Annotated in this window: 16 protein-coding genes; 5 read left to right on the top strand and 11 right to left on the bottom strand. The window is 72.4% G+C overall.

The features are described 5' to 3' along the window. Window positions 1–18: 18 nt before the first annotated feature. The 3 genes from ACY34M_RS28885 to ACY34M_RS28875 all read right to left on the bottom strand — a co-directional run bounded on the left by ACY34M_RS28885 (window position 19) and on the right by ACY34M_RS28875 (window position 3,924). The gene (locus ACY34M_RS28885; protein WP_462721247.1) at window positions 19–534 is read right to left on the bottom strand and encodes a DinB family protein; all 516 of its coding nucleotides are present in this window, start codon (window positions 532–534) and stop codon (window positions 19–21) included. Window positions 535–637: 103 nt separating this feature from the next. Further along, window positions 638–2,392 carry a phosphatidylglycerol lysyltransferase domain-containing protein gene (locus tag ACY34M_RS28880; protein WP_462721246.1) on the bottom strand — a complete coding sequence of 585 codons (1,755 nt, stop codon included), beginning with the start codon at window positions 2,390–2,392 and terminating at the stop codon, window positions 638–640. Between the two features lie 242 nt (window positions 2,393–2,634). Then, window positions 2,635–3,924, bottom strand: a complete 1,290-nt coding sequence (locus ACY34M_RS28875) for a glycosyltransferase family 4 protein (protein WP_462721245.1) — start codon at window positions 3,922–3,924, stop codon at window positions 2,635–2,637. Between the two features lie 227 nt (window positions 3,925–4,151). Here ACY34M_RS28875 and ACY34M_RS28870 point away from each other — a divergent pair, with 227 nt between their 5' ends. Further along, window positions 4,152–4,829 carry a response regulator transcription factor gene (locus ACY34M_RS28870; protein WP_462721287.1) on the top strand — a complete coding sequence of 226 codons (678 nt, stop codon included), beginning with the start codon at window positions 4,152–4,154 and terminating at the stop codon, window positions 4,827–4,829. A gap of 2 nt (window positions 4,830–4,831) precedes the next feature. Next, the gene (locus tag ACY34M_RS28865) at window positions 4,832–6,319 is read left to right on the top strand and encodes a sensor histidine kinase (RefSeq protein ID WP_462721244.1); all 1,488 of its coding nucleotides are present in this window, start codon (window positions 4,832–4,834) and stop codon (window positions 6,317–6,319) included. Between the two features lie 31 nt (window positions 6,320–6,350). Here ACY34M_RS28865 and ACY34M_RS28860 read toward each other — a convergent pair whose 3' ends face one another. Together ACY34M_RS28860 and ACY34M_RS28855 are read right to left on the bottom strand one after the other, a co-directional pair. Then, window positions 6,351–8,432, bottom strand: coding sequence for a PIG-L family deacetylase (locus ACY34M_RS28860; protein ID WP_462721243.1), 2,082 nt, complete (start codon window positions 8,430–8,432; stop codon window positions 6,351–6,353). Window positions 8,433–8,482: 50 nt separating this feature from the next. Next, window positions 8,483–9,967 (bottom strand): glycosyltransferase, encoded by a 1,485-nt coding sequence (locus tag ACY34M_RS28855; RefSeq protein ID WP_462721242.1) that lies wholly within the window; start codon window positions 9,965–9,967, stop codon window positions 8,483–8,485. A gap of 228 nt (window positions 9,968–10,195) precedes the next feature. Between ACY34M_RS28855 and ACY34M_RS28850 the strand changes: the two genes are divergently transcribed. Next, a complete protein-coding gene (locus tag ACY34M_RS28850; RefSeq protein WP_462721241.1) occupies window positions 10,196–11,671 on the top strand; it encodes a DUF6056 family protein in 1,476 nt (491 codons plus the stop codon). A gap of 12 nt (window positions 11,672–11,683) precedes the next feature. Here the strand turns inward: ACY34M_RS28850 and ACY34M_RS28845 are convergent, their stop codons facing one another. From ACY34M_RS28845 to ACY34M_RS28825, 5 genes are all read right to left on the bottom strand, one after another. Continuing rightward, complete coding sequence (locus ACY34M_RS28845) at window positions 11,684–12,529, bottom strand: HpcH/HpaI aldolase/citrate lyase family protein (RefSeq protein WP_462721240.1); 846 nt, start codon at window positions 12,527–12,529, stop codon at window positions 11,684–11,686. Continuing rightward, entirely contained in the window at window positions 12,526–13,410 is an 885-nt protein-coding gene (locus tag ACY34M_RS28840; RefSeq protein WP_462721239.1) for an HTD2 family dehydratase, read from the bottom strand. Before ACY34M_RS28840 ends, ACY34M_RS28845 begins: the two co-directional genes overlap by 4 nt. Before the next feature lie 35 nt (window positions 13,411–13,445). After that, the gene (locus ACY34M_RS28835; RefSeq protein WP_462721238.1) at window positions 13,446–14,786 is read right to left on the bottom strand and encodes an MFS transporter; all 1,341 of its coding nucleotides are present in this window, start codon (window positions 14,784–14,786) and stop codon (window positions 13,446–13,448) included. A gap of 159 nt (window positions 14,787–14,945) precedes the next feature. After that, window positions 14,946–15,740, bottom strand: coding sequence for an alpha/beta fold hydrolase (locus ACY34M_RS28830; RefSeq protein WP_462721237.1), 795 nt, complete (start codon window positions 15,738–15,740; stop codon window positions 14,946–14,948). A 102-nt stretch (window positions 15,741–15,842) separates the two neighbouring features. Then, window positions 15,843–16,799 carry a LysR family transcriptional regulator gene (locus ACY34M_RS28825; RefSeq protein ID WP_462721236.1) on the bottom strand — a complete coding sequence of 319 codons (957 nt, stop codon included), beginning with the start codon at window positions 16,797–16,799 and terminating at the stop codon, window positions 15,843–15,845. 166 nt (window positions 16,800–16,965) lie between these two features. Between ACY34M_RS28825 and ACY34M_RS28820 the strand changes: the two genes are divergently transcribed. Both ACY34M_RS28820 and ACY34M_RS28815 read left to right on the top strand, forming a co-directional pair. Then, on the top strand, window positions 16,966–18,180 hold the full coding sequence (locus ACY34M_RS28820; protein WP_462721235.1) for a CaiB/BaiF CoA transferase family protein: 1,215 nt from the start codon (window positions 16,966–16,968) through the stop codon (window positions 18,178–18,180). A 52-nt stretch (window positions 18,181–18,232) separates the two neighbouring features. Next, on the top strand, window positions 18,233–19,402 hold the full coding sequence (locus ACY34M_RS28815) for an acyl-CoA dehydrogenase family protein (RefSeq protein ID WP_462721234.1): 1,170 nt from the start codon (window positions 18,233–18,235) through the stop codon (window positions 19,400–19,402). Here the strand turns inward: ACY34M_RS28815 and ACY34M_RS28810 are convergent. Next, window positions 19,377–19,754, bottom strand: a complete 378-nt coding sequence (locus tag ACY34M_RS28810; RefSeq protein ID WP_462721233.1) for a recombinase family protein — start codon at window positions 19,752–19,754, stop codon at window positions 19,377–19,379. The two genes, ACY34M_RS28815 and ACY34M_RS28810, sit on opposite strands and share 26 nt — an antisense overlap. Window positions 19,755–19,826 lie beyond the last annotated feature (72 nt).

The raw sequence follows: 19,826 nt of genomic DNA, 5'->3' as shown, positions 1-19,826 counted from the left end.
ACGAGCCGGCCGGCCCCGCTAGTAGTAGCCCCTGGACCCGTCGACCAGTTCCCGCACGATGTCCGCGTGGCCCGCGTGGCGGGCGGTTTCCTCGATGAGGTGGATCAGCATCCAGCGGAGGTCCACCTGGCGGGCCCGGTGCTCGGGGTGGCGGCCGACGTCGTCGAGGGAGGCCGCGGCCACGATCTCGTTGCTGCGGGCGCACTGGGCCTCGTAGTCCGCGAGCAGTTGCTTCAGCGTGACATCGTCCGTGCGCCAGTCCGCGTCCTCTTCGCCCTCGTCGAAGGACGGGTTCTGCGTCTTGTCGCCGCCGAGGAAGAGCACCTCGAGCCAGAGGTGCTCGACCCACCGCATGTGGCTGATCAGCCCGGCCATCGTCATCGCCGGGGAGGTCGGGACGACGCTGCGCCGCGCGTCCTCCTCGCTCATTCCCTCGCACTTCCAGCGCAGGATCCGGCGCTGGAGATCCAGCCAGCCGATCAGTGCGGTGCGCTCGTCGGACCGGAACGGAGGACGTTCTAGGGAAGGGGCCATGCCCACGGACGCTAGCCTGCGGCGGCCCCGGATGTCCTCGGGTTTTCGGCGCCGCCTGGCGAGCCCGCACGTGGATGTAACACGCAACGTTCGTTCGGCGCTGTCACAGAAGGGGCTCCTCCGCAGTCGGCGGCAGAGGAGCCCCCTTTCCACCGTGTCGCGCCCCGTGCCTCACCCACTGCCGCAGCCGCTCCGCCGGCCTCGGCAGCACCACGAACGCCTCCGCCTGGAGGCACGCCCACCCGATGCGCGGCAGGTCGCGGGCGGTCGGGTAGACGACGAAGCGGGGCTGCCAGCTCGGGCGGAACTTGGCGTTGAAGCGGTACAGCGACTCGATCTGGAACCAGCGCGACAGAAACACCAGCAGTCCCCGCCAGCCGCGGAGCACCGGCCCCGCGCCGATCCGCTCGCCGCGCGCCAACGCCGCCCGGAACACCGCGAAGTTGAGCGAGACCCGCGCGACGCCGAGGCCGGGTGCGGCGCGCAGCGCGGCGACGATGAGGAGTTCGTTGAGGCCGGGATCGGCGGTGCGGTCGCGGCGCATCAGGTCGAGCGAGAGACCGTCCTCGCCCCAGGGCACGAAGTGCAGCAGCGCGCGGACGCGCTGGTTGCCCTCGGCGTCGCGCTGGTGGGCGGTGACGACGACGCAGTCGCTGTCGGCCGGGTCGCCGAACCGGCCGAGCGCCATGGAGAATCCGCGCTCGGTACTGCTCCCCCGCCAGGCCGCCGCGGCCTCCCGCAACTGCTGCTTCTCCTCGTCGGGCAGCTCGCGCACGCGGCGCACCCGGCACGAATAGCCGCCGCGTTCAATGCGGTTGACCATCTGCCGTACGTTGCGCATGGCGCGGCCCGCGAGGCTGAAGTCGGCGCAGTCGACGATCGCCTCGTCCCCCAGCTCCAGGGCCCGCAGGCCGCCTTCGCGGAGCCAGACCTGGGCGCCGAGCTCGCTGCAGCCCATGACACCGGGCGTCCAGGCGTGCCGCGCGCACCGGTCGAGGAACTCCTTGATGGCGCCGGGCCAGGCCTCCGGATCGCCGATGGGGTCGCCGCCGACGAGTGCGACACCGGAGACGACGCGGTAGGCGACGGCCGCCTTCCCGGTGGCCGAGTACAGGACGGACTTGTCGCCGCGGAGCGCGAAGTAGCCGAGCGAGTCGCGCCGCCCCTCGCGCGCGAGGAGTGCCCGCAGCCGCGCGTCGCCGTCCGCCGGGTCGAGCCGGACGGGGCGCAGCGCCAGGTAGACCGTGGTGGACGCGGTGAGCAGTCCGAGGGCGAGCAGCGACATGTGCACGGCGTCGCCGATCCCGTCACTGTCGTAACTCAACGGCCCTGCCATGCCCACGAGTCCGTACGCGACCTGCTGGATGCGGTCGGTGAAGGAGATGCCCTCCCCCGCCTCGTGATCTGCGCGCACGCCGACGATCAGGAGTCCGAGGCCGACGCTGATCGTGCCGAGCAGCAGCAGGTTCCCCAGGGCGCGGGCGCGACCGCGCGGATCGCTCAGGGCCCGGAACTCGCCGCGCAGCAGTACGAGTCCGGCGCAGAGCAGCGCGGACACGGTGGCCGCGACGAAGGCGTGGTGGCGCAGGCCCTGCACCAGCGCGCTCACGGCGAGCAGGGCGACGGCCGCCACCCATGCGCGCCGTTTGCGGCGCCGCAGTCCGCGCGCGAGCAGGACGAGGAGGACTCCGGAGACGAGGGCGGCGGCGCGCGCCAGGTCTTCGGTGAGGCCGGGAACGTAGGCGGCTATGCGCTCGATCCGGCCGGCGCGCATCTGCGGGGAGACGGCCGTCGCGATGTCGACGAGCCCGATGAGCAGGCAGGTGTGTCCGGCGAGGGCGGCGGGGCGAGGTTTCACGGGCGCTGAGCGTAGGCGCGCAGGTCACCAGCGGAGTAAGGGCAGGTACGGAGAAAGGTAAGAATGCGGGGCGCGGCCTGTCGCGGCACCCCTGGAGTGCGGGGCGGGTGGCGGACCGCCACCGACGAAGTCGGCCCACCACCCGCCCCGCGGGGGCTCGCCCCATCGGCACGCGGGGGATGGCGGCCTTGATGGGGCGAGCGGATCGGGGAAGCCCCGGTGCGGCTTCGGGCAGAGGAGATTCAGGGCAGCCGGGGCCGCGCCGCCCCCTGCGCACGCGGCCGCCGACGCCCGTCGGCGGTCGGCGCACCACGCACGGAACGGGTCTTCCTGTGCACCCAGTTGGTGGCCCGCGCACTGAACCGCTGCCAGGCGCGCCGCTGCCGGGTCGCGCGCAGATCCGCGAAGAGCGCGTCGTAGCGCGCCACGACCGGCTCGGGGTCGAAGCGGTGTGCGGAGTCCAGGGCGGCGGCGCTCATCTCCTTGCGGGCCGCCTCGTCCCCGATGAGGTCGAGCATCGCCGCCGCGAGCGCACGCACGTCGCCCACGGGTACGAGGCGCCCGTCGACGCCGTCGGTGATGATCTCGGCAGGTCCCAGCGGCGCGTCCGTGCTGACCACGGGGACGCCGCAGCGCATGGCCTCGACGAGCGTCATGCCGAAGGACTCCGCGTCCGAGGCGCTGACCACGAGCGAGGAGCGGGCGAACTCCGGCTCTATCGGCGCGACGGCGCCCATCAGGCGGGCCCGGCCGACGAGCCCGAGCGCGTCGACGAGGTCGCGCAGCCGCTGCTCCTCGCCTCCGGCACCGTAGATCCGCAGTTCCCAGTCGGGTGCCTGTGCGGCCACTTCCGAGAAGGCCTCCAGGAGCAGGTCGTAGCGCTTGCCCGGCGCGAGGCGGCCCGCTGCCGCGATGATCTTCGATGTGCCGTCGGAGGCCGGTCCGGGTACCTGCGGGACGATGTTCGGCACGCAGCGCACACCGACGCCGGGCAGCGGCATCCGCTCCCGGTACACGGCCGCGTCGGCCTCCGTCATGGTGACCACCGCGTCGAGCGAGCGGTAGTGGCGGCGCAGCACGGCCCGCAGCTTCTTGCTGTGGGCGTCGTGCCGCAGGTGCTCCTGCCCGATCCGCAGCGCCCGCTTCGGCCCCCACAGGGCGAGGTAGACATTGATGCCGGGGCGGGTGCCGACGACGACATCGGCGTCACAGTGCTCCTCCAGGTACTCCCGTACCCGCTGGTCGTGCAGGAGCGTGTACTGCTTGTGGCGCTTCTCGGCGGCCGGGAAGTCCAGCGCCGGCTCGCCGAACGCGGCGAGGCGGCTGTCCTCGCTGCCTGCCCGCGTGTCCACCAGCGGTACGAGCGCGATCCGCGGGTCGACCTCGAAGCGGGGGTTCGCCCGGTGCCGTGACATCGAGACGATCTCCACCTCGTGGCCGCCGTGCTCGGCGAGCGCGGCGGCCAGGTTGAGCGTGGTGCGCACCGTTCCGCCGATGGCGTACGCGTTGTGCAGCAGGAACGCGATCTTCATGTGCAAAAGCCTTCCCCGGCGGGCGCACGGTGCGGGCCCGGACCGTCGCCGACAGCTTGCGGGCCACGGGTAAGGGAGCCGCCCTCCGCAGGTGAGAGCCGGGTAAGAAGCCCTCCGGTCGGCGGCCCAGCGGTCGATCCGGCCGGGCCGGGGAGGGCAGACTGGGCCATGTGTCGCAACCAGCCGCCTCACCTGCCGCCCAGTCGTCCGCGACGCCCGCTCCGGCGGTGCTGCTCGCGGAGGACGACCGCGCGATCCGGCACGCCCTGGAACGGGCGCTGACCCTGGAGGGCTACACGGTCACGGCCGTCGCCGACGGCGTCGAGGCCCTGGCCGCCGCCCACCGGCAACGTCCCGACATCCTCGTCCTCGACGTGATGATGCCCGGCATCGACGGCCTCCAGGTCTGCCGCGTCCTGCGCGCCGAGGGCGACCGCACCCCGATCCTCATGCTCACCGCGCTCGTGGAGACCCCCGACCGGATCGCGGGCCTCGACGCGGGCGCCGACGACTACGTCGCCAAGCCCTTCGACGTCGAGGAGGTCTTCGCCCGCCTGCGCGCCCTGCTGCGCCGCACCGCGCCCGCCCCCGACGAACCCGCCGACCAGCAGATCACCGCCGCCGACCTGCGCATCGATCCCGCCGCCCGGCGCGCCTGGCGCGGCCGCCGGGAACTGGAACTGACCCGCACCGAGTTCGACCTCCTCGAACTCCTCGCCCGCAACAGCGGCATCGTCCTCGACCACGCCACCATCTACGACCGCATCTGGGGCTACGACTTCGGCCCCGGCTCCAAGAACCTCGCGGTCTACGTGGGGTATCTGCGCCGCAAGGTCGACGAACCGGACGGACCCTCCCTCATCCACACCGTGCGGGGCGTCGGCTACGTCCTGCGGGAGACGTGAGGATGCCAGGTGGGGGCGGGAAGGGCACGAGACAGGGCGCCGGGAGCGGCGCGGCACGGAGCACCGCAGCCGATGCCCGGCGGCCCGAGGGGCGCCGGGCGCGGAGTCTGCGCACCACGCTCGCCATCGCGTTCGCCCTGGTGGCGGCCGGTGTCACCGCGCTCGTCGGCGTGCTCTCCTACGACTCGGCGGCCCGGCTCGTCCGCGTCGACCAGGAGGCCGTGTTCGACGAGGTCGTGCACGATCTGCGCTCCCAGGTGCGCCAGCAGACACTCACGCCCGAGGACTTCACCTCCGCCGATCCGGACCACGACGGCCCGCGCGACGACCTGACCCGCCCCGTCGGGACGGACGTCCAGGTCCTCGGCCCCGGCGGCCGGACGATCGACAAGGGCAGCCCGCCGCTCCCGGTCGACGCCGAGGCCCGCCGGGTCGCCGACGCGGACACCGCGGGCACCCACGCGGAGGACGACGACGTACGGGTCGGCGACGACGAGTACCGGATGGCGACGGTCGCGCTCGGCGACGGGCGCGGCGCGGTGCAGGTGGCGCAGGAGTTCAGTGACACCGAGGACCTGCTGCGGGAGCTGCAGAAGCGGACCCTCCTGTTCGCGGCCGTGGTGGTCGTCGCGGCGGGTCTGTTCGGCTGGTGGCTCGCGCGCCGCATCACCTCGCGGCTCGTCCGCCTCGCAGAGACCGCCGAGCGCGTCGCGTCCACCGGGCGGCTGGATGTCGCGGTGCCGGTCACCGGCGCCGACGAGGTGGGCAGCCTGGGCCGCTCCTTCGACCGGATGCTCGGCCGACTCGCCCGCTCCAAGGAGGATCAGCGCCGCCTGGCCCAGGACGCGGGCCACGAACTGCGTACGCCGCTCACGTCGCTGCGCACGAACATCTCCCTCCTGCGCCGCATCGACGAGCTGCCGCCGGCCTCCCGCGACGAGCTGGTCGCCGATCTCACCGACGAGTCCCGCGAACTGACGGATCTCGTGAACGAGTTGGTGAACCTCGCGGCCGGCCATCAGGACGACGAGGCGCCCGCCGATGTGTCGCTCGCCGAGATCGCCGAGGACGTCGCCGTCCTGGCCCGCCGCCGCACGGGCCGCACGGTCACGGTCCGCGCCGACCGGGACACGACGATCACGGGCCGCCCCCTCCAGCTCCAGCGCGCGCTGACCAATCTGGTGGAGAACGCCGCCAAGTTCGACGCCGACGGCACCGGTCCCATCGAGATCACCGTGACCCGGATTCCCGGTGCCGGTGTGCGCGTGGAGGTCCTGGACCGCGGCCCCGGCCTCGCGGAGGTCGACACGGGGCGTATCTTCGACCGCTTCTACCGGGCTCCGGCCGCCCGCAGCAGACCCGGCTCCGGGCTCGGTCTCTCCATCGTCCGGGAGGTGGCGACGGCCCACGGCGGGGTGCCGTTCGCGGCGCGGCGTGACGGAGGCGGAGCCGTGATCGGTTTTACGGCCAACGCGGCGGTACCGGACTGATCCGTCGCCTCCGGTACGCGGCCCCACGTCGTCATGCCATGTCCCCCGGCCGCCAGATCCACGGTGTCGCGTCGGGTGACATCCCCACCACGGAGACGGGGTGGCCGGGCCGGGCCAGGAGGGACGGTGTGCCCACCGGGACCGGGCGGACGACGGTGGTCGACGCGGCGGGTGCGCCGAAAGTGCCGTACCGGATCTCGGCGTGGCCGTCGTTGGTCAGGCCGAGCAGCACCGGGGTGGTCCCTCCCGTGGGGCCCGCGGCCAGGTGGGCGGCGAGCGGCCCGTAGCCGGTGAAGTGCCGAAGCGGTGTGCCGGTCGCGCCGCTCGCGGCGCCGTGGGCGGCGGGCACGGTCGCGGCCGGGGTGCGGTAGATCAGCGTGATGTGTCCGCCCGGTTCGGGGACGGCCGCGGGCGGGCCGTCCGGAGCGGGCAGGCCGGTGGGCGGACGGTGGCCGACCGGCCCGCCCGGTCGGCGCTGCGCCCAGTGATGCACGGTGTCGTGCCCCGCGCCGTAGACGTGGATGCGTCCCGCCGTGTCGAGGACGACGGTCGGTTCGTCCTGTACCTGCCCGCCGCCCAGCGGGAACCAGGGGCTCCACCGGCCGGGGGCCTCGCGGACACGTGTGGCGAGGCCCTGCGCGGCGGTTCGGGCGAAGAGGTGGACCCGGCCGTCCGGGGTGGCCACGGCCACCGGGCAGCCGACGCGCCGGGCCCGCTCGGCGCCGCGGTCGGGAGTGCCGAGGGGACGCCACGCCGCGAACGGTTCGCCGGCGCGGTGCTGTTCGAGAACCACGATCTCGCGTGTGTCGGCGCGGCCCTGACCGTCGAGGGCGGCGAACCGCAGCCCGAGGACGACGTGCCGGGCGCTCGCGTCGGTGACCACGGACAGGGCCGGGGCCAGGGGCCCGCCGCCGAGGTTGTCCGGTGCGCCGAAGCGTCCGCTGCCGGGTGCGGTCTCGCGCCAGCGGACGGCCTGGGTGCCGAGCACCCCGTAGGCGGTGATCCGGCCGAGGCGGTCGACGGTGGGCACGGGCGCGGCGCCGGGATAGCGCGGATGGGTGCTGCGGGCCCAGCCTTTGCGGCTGGTCAGGGCGTGGGTGCCGCCCTGCATGTAGTCGCCGCAGCCGGCGGGGTCGTCGCAGGCCCACCGCGGGCTGCCCCCGTACGCGGCGATGTAGCGGACCTTCTGGGCGAGGACGGCGGGCGGGAGATTGTGCGGCCAGCGCTGGTTGTAGTACCCGCGGAACGCCATGGTGGTGAAGCGCGGAGCGTGCCCGTCACGCTGCTCCGCGTCGGCGACCCACTGGGACAGCGCCTTCCATGTGAACAGGGCGGTGGGTGTGTGGTCCCGGTGGTCGGAGAACCCCGCCTGGTCGTTGCCCCTCAAGTGGGCCGCGTCGTGCAGCTGGTAGTCGGGGTCGGGGTCCAGCGTGTGGATGACGGTGGGCCGGAAGCGGTCCATGAGCCCGGCGAGTACGTCGACGAGGGTCCGGTGGTCGTAGGTGTACGTGCGGGACACCCGGGAGTCGGTCGCCGTCACGGTGCTCATGACGGCGCCCGGCACGTTCCACAGGGCGGGCAGCCGCACGTCGCCCACGCACCGCATGGCGATGTTGAGGAAGACGAGCCACGCCCTGCGGTCGCCCGCCGCCAGGGTGTCCGACTCCGCGGCGACTCCGTGCGGCAGGGCCAGGGCCGAGCGTTCCCAGGGGGCGAAGCGGTCGAGGCCGAGCATCTCGGCGTAGGCCTGTCGCATGCCCTGTTGCCGGGCGCCGGAGTACCCCGCCCTGTTGACCACCACCGGTACCGGCTCGTGGGGCACGCGGTTGCGGCCCCCGGAGTCCCCCGCCGTGACCACGACGGTGACCACCGGCACCCCGGAGACCACCAGTTGGCGGCACTGGGGGTTCATGAAGAAGAGGTCGTCGTCGGGATGCGCGACGACCTGGAGCAGCAGGCTCCGTCCGGCGGCCGCGAAGGAGCCGGTCGCCCGCGGGTTCACCGCGCGGACCGGCGCGGGAGCGACCCCGTCGTGTGCGCTCCGGTCGCCGGCGACGACCAGTGCGGACGCGAGGGCTCCGACGCCGCCCACGAGCACTCGCCGACGCGTCACCACGGTCCGCGCACCGGGTATCGCCTCGTGATCCATCCTCGCCCCCGGATTCACGAGTTCTGGCGCTCTTCGTACCTCAGGAGACCGGCGGAGCTGTCGGGCACCGGCGCCCAGTCGACAGGCTCCTGCCGGGGGCTCTTGGTGCCTGAGTCGATGGCCCAGCGGGCGATCAGGAAGGAGAGAGGTGTGGCGAGAACGCCCGCGACCAGAGCCGTGATGTTCTTGCCCGTGCCCAGGGAATGCACGCCGAGGAAGAGGATGGCGCCGCTGAACACCATATTGACGAGGCTCGACAGCGGAAAGCGGAAGAATCCACGCCACGTCGGTTTCGTACGGCAGGTGATGTAGGTGTTCAGGAGGAAGGACCCGACGATGCTGACCGAGAACCCGATGACGTGGGCGATCAGATACGGGATCCAGCGGTTCAGCGACGCGTACACGGCCATGTACACGCCGGTATTGACAATTCCGATCAGGCCGAAGACGAAGAACTGTCGAAGGGTGCGAAAGCGGGGAGTTCGCCGTTCCGCACTCCGGGGCCGCACGATCGCGCCCACGGGGAGTGGCGGAGTGATTTCGGGGCCGGGCGCGGGGCCGCCCCGGCGTGCGGTCTCCTCCGTCTCACGGACCACGTAGGGCGGGCGGCGTTTGGTCTCGCCGTAGATCCGGCCGACGTACTCGCCGATCACACCGAGCGTGGCGAGCTGGATTCCGCCCAGGGCCGCGATGGCGATCAGCAGCGTGGCGAATCCGGGGACGTCCGCTCCGTGCATGACCACGTTCGCCGCGATCCACAGCGCGTACACGAAGGCCGTGAACGCCAGGGCGAGGCCCGCGTAGATGACCAGGCGCAGCGGGCGGCTGTTGAAGGAGATCAGCCCGTCGATTCCGTAGTTGAGGAGGCGGCGGCCGCCCCACTTCGAGCGGCCCGCGGCCCGGTTGACGTTGTGGTACGTGAAGCTGACGGTGTCGTAGCCGATCCAGGAGAAGATCCCCTTGGAGAACCGGTTGGCCTCCGGCAGGGCGAGCACCGCGTCGACCGCGCGCCGCGACAGGAGCCTGAAGTCGCCCTCGCCGTCGACGACGCCGACGTCCATGCAGCGCCCCATGGCCTGGTAGTACGCCGAGCTGACGGTCCTGCGCAGCAGTCCCTCGCCGGAGCGGTCCCGGCGGGCGACGACCTGGTCGTATCCGTGCTGTCGCAGTTCCAGCATGCGCACCAGGAGTCCCGGCGGGTGCTGAAGGTCGGCGTCCATGAGCGCCACGACGTCACCGCGTGCCATGCGCAGCCCGGCGAGCATGGCCGATTCCTTGCCGAAATTCCTGCTGAAGGACGTATAGCGAACACGTTCGTCGGCGGAGGCGAGGGTGCGTAGTTGGGCGCGGGTGGTGTCACGGCTCCCGTCGTCGACGTAACAGATCTCGAAGGAGCGCCCCGTCCCGTGCAGGACGTCTATCAGCGCACAATGAAATGTGCTGATCACCTCTTCTTCGTTGAAACACGGTACGACAACGGAGATCTGGCACGTTTCCATTCGCCCACCCCAGCAGGTGTGAGTCCGGCATTCGACGACTACGGCCACCACCATGACGCATCAGGTCAAGACAACGGTAAGAAGGCGGGGCGGAACGCGCCGGTAGCTACCCGTGTCGCGTTATCTTTCGATCGGGGGACCGGCGAAACCAATCGTCGGCACACCGCAAACCGTATTTTCGTGTCACGGAGTTTTCTTTCCTGGCACCTACCGGGAAGGCAGCAGCCAGTGGTCCAAGCACCGGAGACGGCCGTACGGGACCGGCGCGCCGGTGGCGCTCCAGAGCCGCGCACGGCGCGGTGGCGGACGGCAGCGCCGCTCGGTCTGCTGGCGCTGCTGCCGCTCGCCGTGTGCGTCTTCGCGGCGTGGAACGCCCGGTGGGTGCGCACCGGTGGGGACGACTGGTGTTTCCTGCCGGTGGTCCGGGAGGGCGGACTGTCCGCGATGGTGGGGAAGTTCTACCTCCACGACAACGGACGGATCGTCAACGCCGTGCTGGTGTGGGCCTATGGGCGGTTCGGCGAGGCGGGCCAGCAGTGGTTCGGGCCCGTCAGCGGTGTGCTGGTCCTCGCGGCGCTGTGGGCGTTCTTCGTCGCCGCCGCGCGCGCCGCGCGGTTGCGGACGCCTCGGGGCGTGCCGCTCCTGGTGGCGTCCATGGTGACGGTCCTGTTCCTCTTCGGCTCGCCCAACACCTACAAGACGTTCTACTGGCCGGCCGCCTCCGTCTCCCACACCCTGCCCCCGGTGTTCGCCTGCGCGGCGGCCGTCGTGGTGCTGCGGGCGTCGTCCCGGCGGGGAAAGGTCCTGGCGCTGGCCACCGTCGCGTTCACCGGGGTGTGCCTGGGGCTGCTCTCGGAGGAGACGAGCGTCGTCGTCGCGACCGTCCTGGGGTGCGCGGTGCTGATCAGCGGCCGGGTCTTCCCGATGGCACGCAGGCGCTTCCTGCGGCTGTGCTGCTCGGCCGGTGTCGCGAGCATCGTGATCGGCACGCTGATCCTGTACACCTCCCCCGGTGCCGCGCGCCGTCGGGAGCGCAAGCACGCGTCGACGATGTTCACCCCCGACTCGCTCCTCGCTTCCCTGCACGGGTTCGCGGAGATCGCCTTCACGGTCCTCACGACCTGGCAGTACCTGGGCGCCGTCGCCGTGGGTGTCGTCCTGGGCATGGCGTCCCCGGGCCTGCCTGGCCGCGCCTCCACCGTGCGGAGCCATGTGCCGGCCGTCGTCGCGGGGGTCTGCGCCCTGCTCGTCTCCGGCTACCTGTGCACGGTCATCACGTACCCCGTCTTCGGCAAGCACGTGGTGACGTCGACGCGCCTGTGGAACGACTACCTGCTGCTCTACATCCTGCTCCTCGCCTACGTCGGCGCCCTCGCCGGCCACGCGGCGCGGGGGCGGGTCCGGCGGACCGCGCCGGTCCTGGTCGCCGGTGGCCTGCTGGCCGGCGCCGTCTGTCTCTCCCTGACGGCGTCGCTGGCGGACCTCTCGACGACCCTGCAGACGCACGCGCGGGCCTGGGACCGCCAGGACCGCTGGATGAGCGCGCAGGCCGCGGACGGCGCCCGGACCCTGCCGTACAAGCGGCTGCCGCAGAGCAAGATGACCGAGCCGTTCCGGCACGGCGGGCGGGCGAAGTGGCCCGCCTCCTGCATCGCCGACTACTACGGCGTGGAGCGCATCGTGCAGGGGCACAAGCTGCCGTGACCGCCGGGGACTTCAGCCCTCCGCCGGTGTCTGCCGGGCCTGTGCCAGGATGCGCCGGGCCCGCTCCAGGACCGGCTTGTCGACCATCTGGCCGTCGACCGTGGTCACCGCGTCCCCCGCGGCGAGTACGGCCCGCGCCCGGGACAGTTCGGCGTCGGTGGGCGCGAACCCCGCGACGACGGCTGCCAGTTGTCCGGGATGGATGCACAGCTTGCCGGTGAAGCCGAGGCGGCGGCCGTGCGCGACGTCCCCCTTGAGGGCGTCGGTGTCCCGTACGGCGGTGGTGACCCCGTCCATCGGCGGGCACAGGCCCGCGGCGGCCGAGGCGAGCACCACCTGAGAGCGGGCGTGGGCCAGCGCCGGACGGTCGTCGTGGGCGACGCCGAGGTCCGTGGCGAGGTCGACGTTGCCGAAGGCGAGGCGCGCGACACCGGGGGCCCCGGCGACCTCGTGGGCGCGCAGCACGCCGCGCGCCGTCTCGATCAGGGCGACGAGGACGCAGCGGCCCGCCGTCCGCGCGGTGAGCTCCGAAAGGGCCGCAGGGTCCTCGGACTTGGGGACCATCACCGGGCAGCCGTGCTCCGCCACCATCGCCAGGTCGGCCTCGGCCCAAGGGGTACCGGGGGCGTTGATCCGTACGATCGGCCGGTGGCCCTCGGCGAGCCAGGCGGCGGCGTGCGCGCGGGCCGCGTCCTTGCCGGCGGGGGCGACGGCGTCCTCCAGGTCAATGATGACCAGGTCGGCTCCGGAGGCGTGCGCCTTCGCGTAGCGGTCGGGGCGGTCGCCGGGGACGAAGAGGAGACCGCGCGCGGCGGCGATCGCCGCGTGCGCGTCGTGGGTGACGGGGGCGTCGGTCATGCGAACGTCACCTCCGCACTGGCGTGCCGGGCCTCCCGGTGGGTGGCGACGGCGAGTTCCGCTCCCCCGCCCTGTGCGGTCGGCGCTCCGGTGGCCAGCAGGTGTTCGCCGGCGAAGGCGGGCCGGTGCAGCCGGTAGGAGAGCGAACTCACCTGTCGGTCCGGCGCGTTGCGGCGCACGAGGTCCAGCATCAGCAGCGCGAGGAGCGGCCCGTGGACGACGAGGCCGGGGTAGCCCTCTGTGTCACGGCAGTACGGCGCGTCGTAGTGGATGCGGTGGGCGTTGGCGGTGAGCGCGCTCATCCGGAACAGCAGGCGTTCGTCGGGCTGGGCGCGCAGTCGCCAAGGGGCCGCGGAGTCCGGGAGCGCCGCGGTGTCGACCGTGGCGGGGTGGGCGGCCGCGGCGCTGCGCCCGGAGCGGTAGACGATGTCCTGCTCCTCGACGAGGCGGGTGCGGCCCGCCTGGCGGAACTCACGGCGTTCGGTGACGAAGAGCAGTTCGCCGCTGCGGCCGCTCTTGGGGGTGACGGAGGCCAGGCTGCAGACTCGCTCGGCGGGTTCGCCGAGGCGCAGCGGCTCCTCGACGGTGACCCGGCCGCCCGCGAACATCCGCTGCCGGTCGGGGATCGGCGGCAGGAACCGGGCGTCGCGCAGGTGGCCGTCGGGGCCGAGTTCGCTCTGGGCGGGCCACTCCAGGAAGTACAGCCACTGCCACAGCGGCGGCAGCAGGCCGCCTGCTTCGGCGGCCGGTGCGGGCAGGTCGAGGACAGCCGAGAGGGCGGCGGCGGGGCCGGGCGGCAGGAGGTCCTGATCCGTGGTCTCGGCGGGGTCCCAGGACTCCACGTAGGAGGCGATGGGGGGTGGGGAGGCGGCGGGTGCCATGGGGGTGCTTGCCTTCCGTCGGTGGGTGGCGGTTGCTACGCGTGGGCGGTGGGCGCGGCCTCGGACGGCTGGGCCGCGGGGGTCTCCAGGTGGGAGTCGCGGGACGGCTCGCGCACGAGGAGTGTGGCCAGGAGGGTGAGGGCGACGCATCCGGTGACGTACCAGAAGAACACGGTCTCGTGCCCGTTCTGCTTGAGGGCCAGTGCGATCGGTTCGGTGAGTCCGCCGAAGGTGGCGGTGACGAGGGCGTGCGGGAGGCCGACGCCCAGGGCGCGCACCTTCGTGGGGAACATCTCGGCCTTCACGATGGCGGCGAGGGCGGAGTACCCGGTGACGAAGGCGAGGGCGAGGGTCATCAGGAGAAAGGCGACCCAGGGGTTGCTCGTGTGTCCCAGGAAGGTCATCACCGGGACCGTGAGCACCATGCACCCGATCGAGAAGCCGAACATGACGGGTCGGCGGCCCACCCGGTCGGAGAGCGCCCCGACGGCCGGCTGAAGCAGCATGTACACGAAGAGGGCGGCGAAGCCGATGAGCGTCACGGTCGACTTGTCGATGCCCGCGGTGTTCACGAGGTACTTCTGCAAGTAGGTGGTGTACGTGTAGAAGGCGACGGTGCCGCCGATGGCGAGGCCGAACACGGCGAGGAGCTGGCGCGGATACTCCTTGAAGAGGGCGACGAGCCCCTTGCGTTCGCCGGTGGTGGCGCGGGCCCGCTCCTGCCGGAAGTGCTCGGACTCCTCCATGGTGCGCCGCAGGTACATCACGGTGAGTCCGGCCAGGGCCCCGACGACGAAGGGGATGCGCCAGCCCCAGTCGGCGAGCTGGGCCTCGGTCAGCACGTTCTGCAGGACGATCGCGACGAGCAGCGCGGAGAGCTGGCCGAGCACGATGGAGACGTACTGGAAGCTGGAGTAGAAGCCGCGCCGTCCCGGCGGTGCCACCTCGGAGAGGTACGAGGCGCTGGAGCCGAACTCGCCGCCGACGGACAGCCCTTGGGCCAGTCGCGCCAGGACGAGCAGGACGGGCGCCCACAGACCGATCACGTCATGGCCGGGCGACAGGGCGATGACGAGTGAACCGGCGCTCATCAGCAGCACCGACAGGGTCAGTGCCCGCCGACGCCCGAACCGGTCGGCGTAGGCGCCGAGCAGCCAGCCGCCGAGCGGCCGCATCAGGAAGCCGACCGCGAACACCACGGCCGTGGAGAGCAGTTGGGCGGTCTGGCTGCCCTCCGGGAAGAACACCGGGGCGAAGTACACACTGAAGGTGGCGTAGGCGAACCAGTCGTACCACTCGATGAGATTGCCCAGGCAGCCGCGCACGACGTTCGCGGTGACGCGGGAGGGTGGGCTGGGGGCCGGTGTCTGACTCATCCGTGGCGTCTCCGTACTCAGGGCTCGAAACGAGGTGGTCGGGCGGCTCAAAACGCCACTCATCATGAGCGCTGATGCGGGATGCGGAACAATAGAAACTCGTGATGCTTCCATGCGCCGCAGGCATGGGAGTCGTCGCGTGTGTCCGCGCGGCTGCCGCTACGGCTGCCCGGCGTCGAGGAAGTCGACGACCGCGGCCCCGGCCTCGGCCCTGCACTCCTCGAAGTAGGCGTGGCGGGCGCCGGGGAACAGCCGCGTCCTGACGTCGGGGATGCGCGAGGCGAGCAGCCTCACATTGTCCGGCGGGGTGAGCCGGTCCTGGTCCCCGTGGAGGACAAGGGTGGGCGCCTTGATGTCCGCCAGCGCGTCCCGGGCGTCGTGCCGGTTGCTGGCGCGGAGGTGACCGCGGCGGGCGTGCGGCGGCATGCGGGGGTCGCCGAGCGTGCCGTACGGGCCGGGGTGGGCGGCGCGCCAGGCGGGTGTGTACATGAGGTCGGTCAGCGCCTCCTGGGCGGCGCCGGGTTCGGTCCGGGTCAGCGCGCGGCGCACCTCCGCGTCCCGCTCCACCGCGTGCGGCCCGCCGTGCGACGTGCAGCCGAGGACCAGCCGCCGGATGCGCTCCGGGTGCCGTACGGCGACCCACTGGGCGACCCGCCCGCCCATGGAGGTGCCGTACAGGTCGGTGCGCTCGATGCCCAGGGCGTCGAGCACGGCGATCACGTCGTCCGCGAACCGCTCGGTGGAGTAGCTCTCCAGGGGTTCGGGCTTGCCGCTCGCGCCGGTGCCCCGGCAGTCGAGGGTGATCGTGCGACGACTGGAGTGGAAGTCGTCGCGCACGGCGTCCCACCAGTGGTGGTTGTTGGCCTGCCCGGCGAGGAGGACGAGCGGGTGGCCGGTGCCGCGGGTCTGGTACGCGAGGAGGGTGCCGTCGGCGGCCGTGGTGGTGGCTTCCACGGCTTCTGTGGCTTCTGCGGCTTCTACGTGGTGGTGGTCGGGCATGGCTCTCCCCGGGCGCTGATCGTGGTCGGTGTGGTGGTCATCGGGTGTCACTGGATGTCACTGCTCCCCCGCCGTCCGGTCCTCCGCCTCCGGAAGCCGGGCCGAGGGCCATCTGCCGCTCTCCACGGCGGCGTTGACCTGGCGCACCAACTCCTGCGCGACGACGTTGACGGCGGCCGGGGTGCGGCCGGTGCGGGGTGTGCCGAGCACGATGGAGCGCCAGGCGGTGGGTTCGCACAGCGGGGCGGCGCTGAGCTCCCCCGCCGCGACGTCCTCGGCGATACCCACGCCCGGCAGTACGGTCCAGCCGTGGCCCGCTCGCGCGAGTTGTTTCTGCACGGGCATCGAGTTGGTCTGCGCCGCCACCTCGATGCGGACGCCCGCGCGGGCCGCCGCCGACTCGATGAGCGCCCGCAGGGCGTGCCCGGACGTCGGCATCACCAGCGGCCGGGCCGCCGCCTCGGCGAAGGGGACGGGTTGCTCGGCGCGCAGCCCGGCGGACGGCGGGGCCGCCACCCACAGCCGCTCGCGCACCAGCGGCCGTACGTTGAGGGAGGGCGCCCGGTCGAGGTTGTAGAGCAGCGACAGATCGAGGTCGCCGTCGTCGAGCCACTGCTGGAGGTGGCCCGAATACGCGGTCATCACCCGCAGCTGCACGCCCGGATGCGCCTCGCGCATGGCGGTCACCAGGGGTTCGGCGAGCAGTTCGAGCGTGCTCTCCAGCAGGCCGACGGTGACGATGCCGGAGACCTCGCCGGGCGTCGGCCGCACCTCGGCGCGGGCCCGCTCCAGCTCGTGCAGCGCACGCCGGGCCCGCTCCACGACGGCCGCGCCCGCCTCGGTCGGCCGCATGCCCTGCCGGGTCCGCTCGAAGAGCGGCACGCCCAACTCCTCCTCCAGAGTGCGGATCTGCCGGGTGACCGCGGGCTGCACGAGGTGCAGGACCGTCGCGGCCCGTGTGACGCTGCCGACCTCGGCCACGGTCACCAGCGCCTTGAGCTGTTTGATGTCCATCGCGCTCCGAACCTCCCCTGCCATCCGCGCCGCGCATGGCGGCATCACCATTTGCTATTTCCCGAGCGTCGCCATGAAGACCCATGATGTCACTCGTCAGGTGGCGGCCCACTGCCGACCGCCCCGGACACACCACGACCAGCCATCCGCTCCTGGAGGTCACCGCATGACCGGGACGCCCGACCGTGCCGCCGCGCCGCCGCAGGACCCGCTCGCCGGAATCACCGTCGTCAGCCTCGAACAGGCCGTGGCCGCGCCCTACGCCACCCGTCAACTGGCCGACCTCGGCGCCCGCGTCATCAAGGTGGAGCGGCCTGACGGCGGCGACTTCGCCCGCCGCTACGACACCACGGTGCACGGCGAGTCGAGCTATTTCGTCTGGCTGAACCGCGGCAAGGAGTCGCTGACCCTGGACGTGAAGTCACCGGAAGGGCGGGCCGTCCTCGACGAACTCCTCGCGGACGCCGATGTGTTCGTGCAGAACCTCGGCCCCGGCGCCGCCGCCCGCCTCGGTCTCGACGCCGCCACGCTGGCCGAGAAGTACCCCCGCCTGATCCCCTGCACCGTCTCCGGATACGGCACCAGCGGCCCCTGGGCGGACCGCAAGGCGTACGACATGCTGGTGCAGTGCCAGACCGGGCTGGTCTCGCTGACCGGCACGGCCGAGGGCACCGCGCGGGTCGGGGTGTCGGTCGCCGACATCGCCGCCGGGATGTACGCCTACACCGGCATCCTCACCGCCCTGTTCACCCGCGCGACCTCGGGTGTGGCGCGCGCGGTGGAGGTGTCGCTGTTCGAAGCGCTCGCGGAGTGGATGGGCCAGCCCGCCAACTACACCCGCTACGGCGGCACGCAGCCGCCGCGCATCGGCACCCAGCACGCCACCATCGCCCCGTACGGCGCCTACACCGCGCGCGACGGAAAGCAGATCCTGATCTCCGTACAGAACGAACGCGAATGGCGCGCGCTGTGCGAGCGGTTCCTGGAGCGGCCCGAGGTGGCCGACGATCCGCGCTTCGCCACCGGATCCGCCCGCGTCGCCCACCGCGACGCGCTGAACGTCCTCGTCGCGGAGCGCTTCCTCCAGTGCGACAGTGCCGACGCGGCCGCCGTGCTCGACGCGGCGGGTGTCGCGAACGCCGGGGTCAACGACGTCGCCGAGTTCCTCGACCACCCGGTGCTCGCGGGCCGCGGGCGCTGGCACGAGGTCGGCACGCCCGGCGGCCCCGTGCGGGCGCTGCGGCCCCCGGCGGATCTGGCCGGTATCGACCCGCGGATGGATCCGGTTCCCGCGCTCGGCGAGCACACCGAGCGGCTCCTGGCGGAGCGGGGGCGCACCGCGGAGCAGATCGCGGGCCTGCGGGCCGACGGCGTGATCTGAACCGACACCGACACCACGACAGCGACACCACAGCGAGCAGAGGAGAAGTCCCGTGAGCACCCTGGACGCCCTGGACCCCGACGAGCGGTTCGTCGTCGAGACCGTGCACGATTTCGTGGACAAGCACGTCAAGCCGGTCGTACAGGAGTTGGAGCACACCAACACCTACCCCGAGGCCCTCATCGCACAGATGAAGGAGATGGGTATCTACGGACTGGCCGTCCCGGAGGAGTTCGGCGGCACCCCCGTCTCCATGCCCGCCTATGTGCTGATCACCGAGGAGTTGGCGCGCGGCTGGATGAGCCTCGCGGGCGCGATGGGCGGCCACACCGTCGTCGCCAAACTGCTCACGCTCTACGGCACGGAGGAGCAGAAGGCGCGGTATCTGCCCCGCATGGCGACCGGTGAGATCCGCGCGACGATGGCGCTCACCGAACCGGGCGGCGGCAGCGATCTGCAGGCGATGCGCACGACGGCCCGCCGTCAGGACGACGGCACGTATGTCGTGAACGGCTCGAAGACGTGGATCACCAACTCCCGCCGCTCCGGCCTGATCGCCCTGCTGTGCAAGACCGATCCGGACGCCACGCCCACGCACCGCGGCATCTCGATCCTTCTGGTCGAGCACGGTCCCGGCCTCACCGTCTCCCGCGATCTGCCGAAGCTCGGCTACAAGGGCGTGGAGAGCTGCGAGCTGTCCTTCGACGGGCATGTCGCCGCCGCCGGCAGTGTCCTCGGCGGGGCGGAGGGCAAGGGGTTCGGCCAGATGATGAAGGGCCTGGAGACCGGCCGGCTGCAGGTCGCCTCGCGCGCCCTCGGCGTCGGCCGTGCCGCCCTGGAGGACTCGCTCGCCTACGCGCAGGAGCGGGAGTCGTTCGGCAAGCCGATCTGGCAGCACCAGGCGATCGGGCACTATCTCGCGGACATGGCCACGAAGCTGACCGCGGCCCGCCAGCTGACCCTGCACGCGGCCCGCGAGTACGACGCGGGGCGCCGCGTCGACATGGAGGCGGGGATGGCGAAGCTGTACGCGTCCGAGACGGCGATGGAGATCGCGCTCAACGCGGTCCGCATCCACGGCGGTTACGGCTACTCCACCGAGTACGACGTCGAACGCTACTTCCGCGACGCGCCGCTGATGATCGTCGGCGAGGGGACGAACGAGATCCAGCGGAACGTGATCGCGGCGCAGCTCGTCAAACGAGGTGGCCTGGACGGCTGAGGGGCGCCCACGTGTAGCGGACGGGCACGCCGTGGTCCTTGAGCCAGGCGGTCTCGCGGTGCCGGAGTTCGTGCGCGGACTCCGGCGCGATGGCGCTGGGCCAGCGCACGAGCACCGCGGCGACATCGCCCGTCTGGACGAGCTGGCGCACCCGGCGCCAGCCGGTGCGCCGGGCCGGATCGGGCTCGCCGAACGTGTCGGTGACGACCTCGGAGATCGTCAGCCCGCGCTCCCGGGCGAACGCGCGGCCTTCGGTCTGTGCGCACTGCGTGGCCGCCCCGGAAGCGCCGGGGGCCCGGTCCGCACATACATACAGCACGGCGGGAGAAGCTGTGTCGCCGTGGGAAATCATGGACGCCTCCGATAGAGGGATCGAGGGGCAGGGATTCCTCGCCGCGCGACGGTGCGGGAGAGCGGCCGTGCG

The organism is Streptomyces sp. EDA2-14 (assembly GCF_054963755.1).
This window is presented reverse-complemented; position numbering and strand designations above follow the sequence as displayed.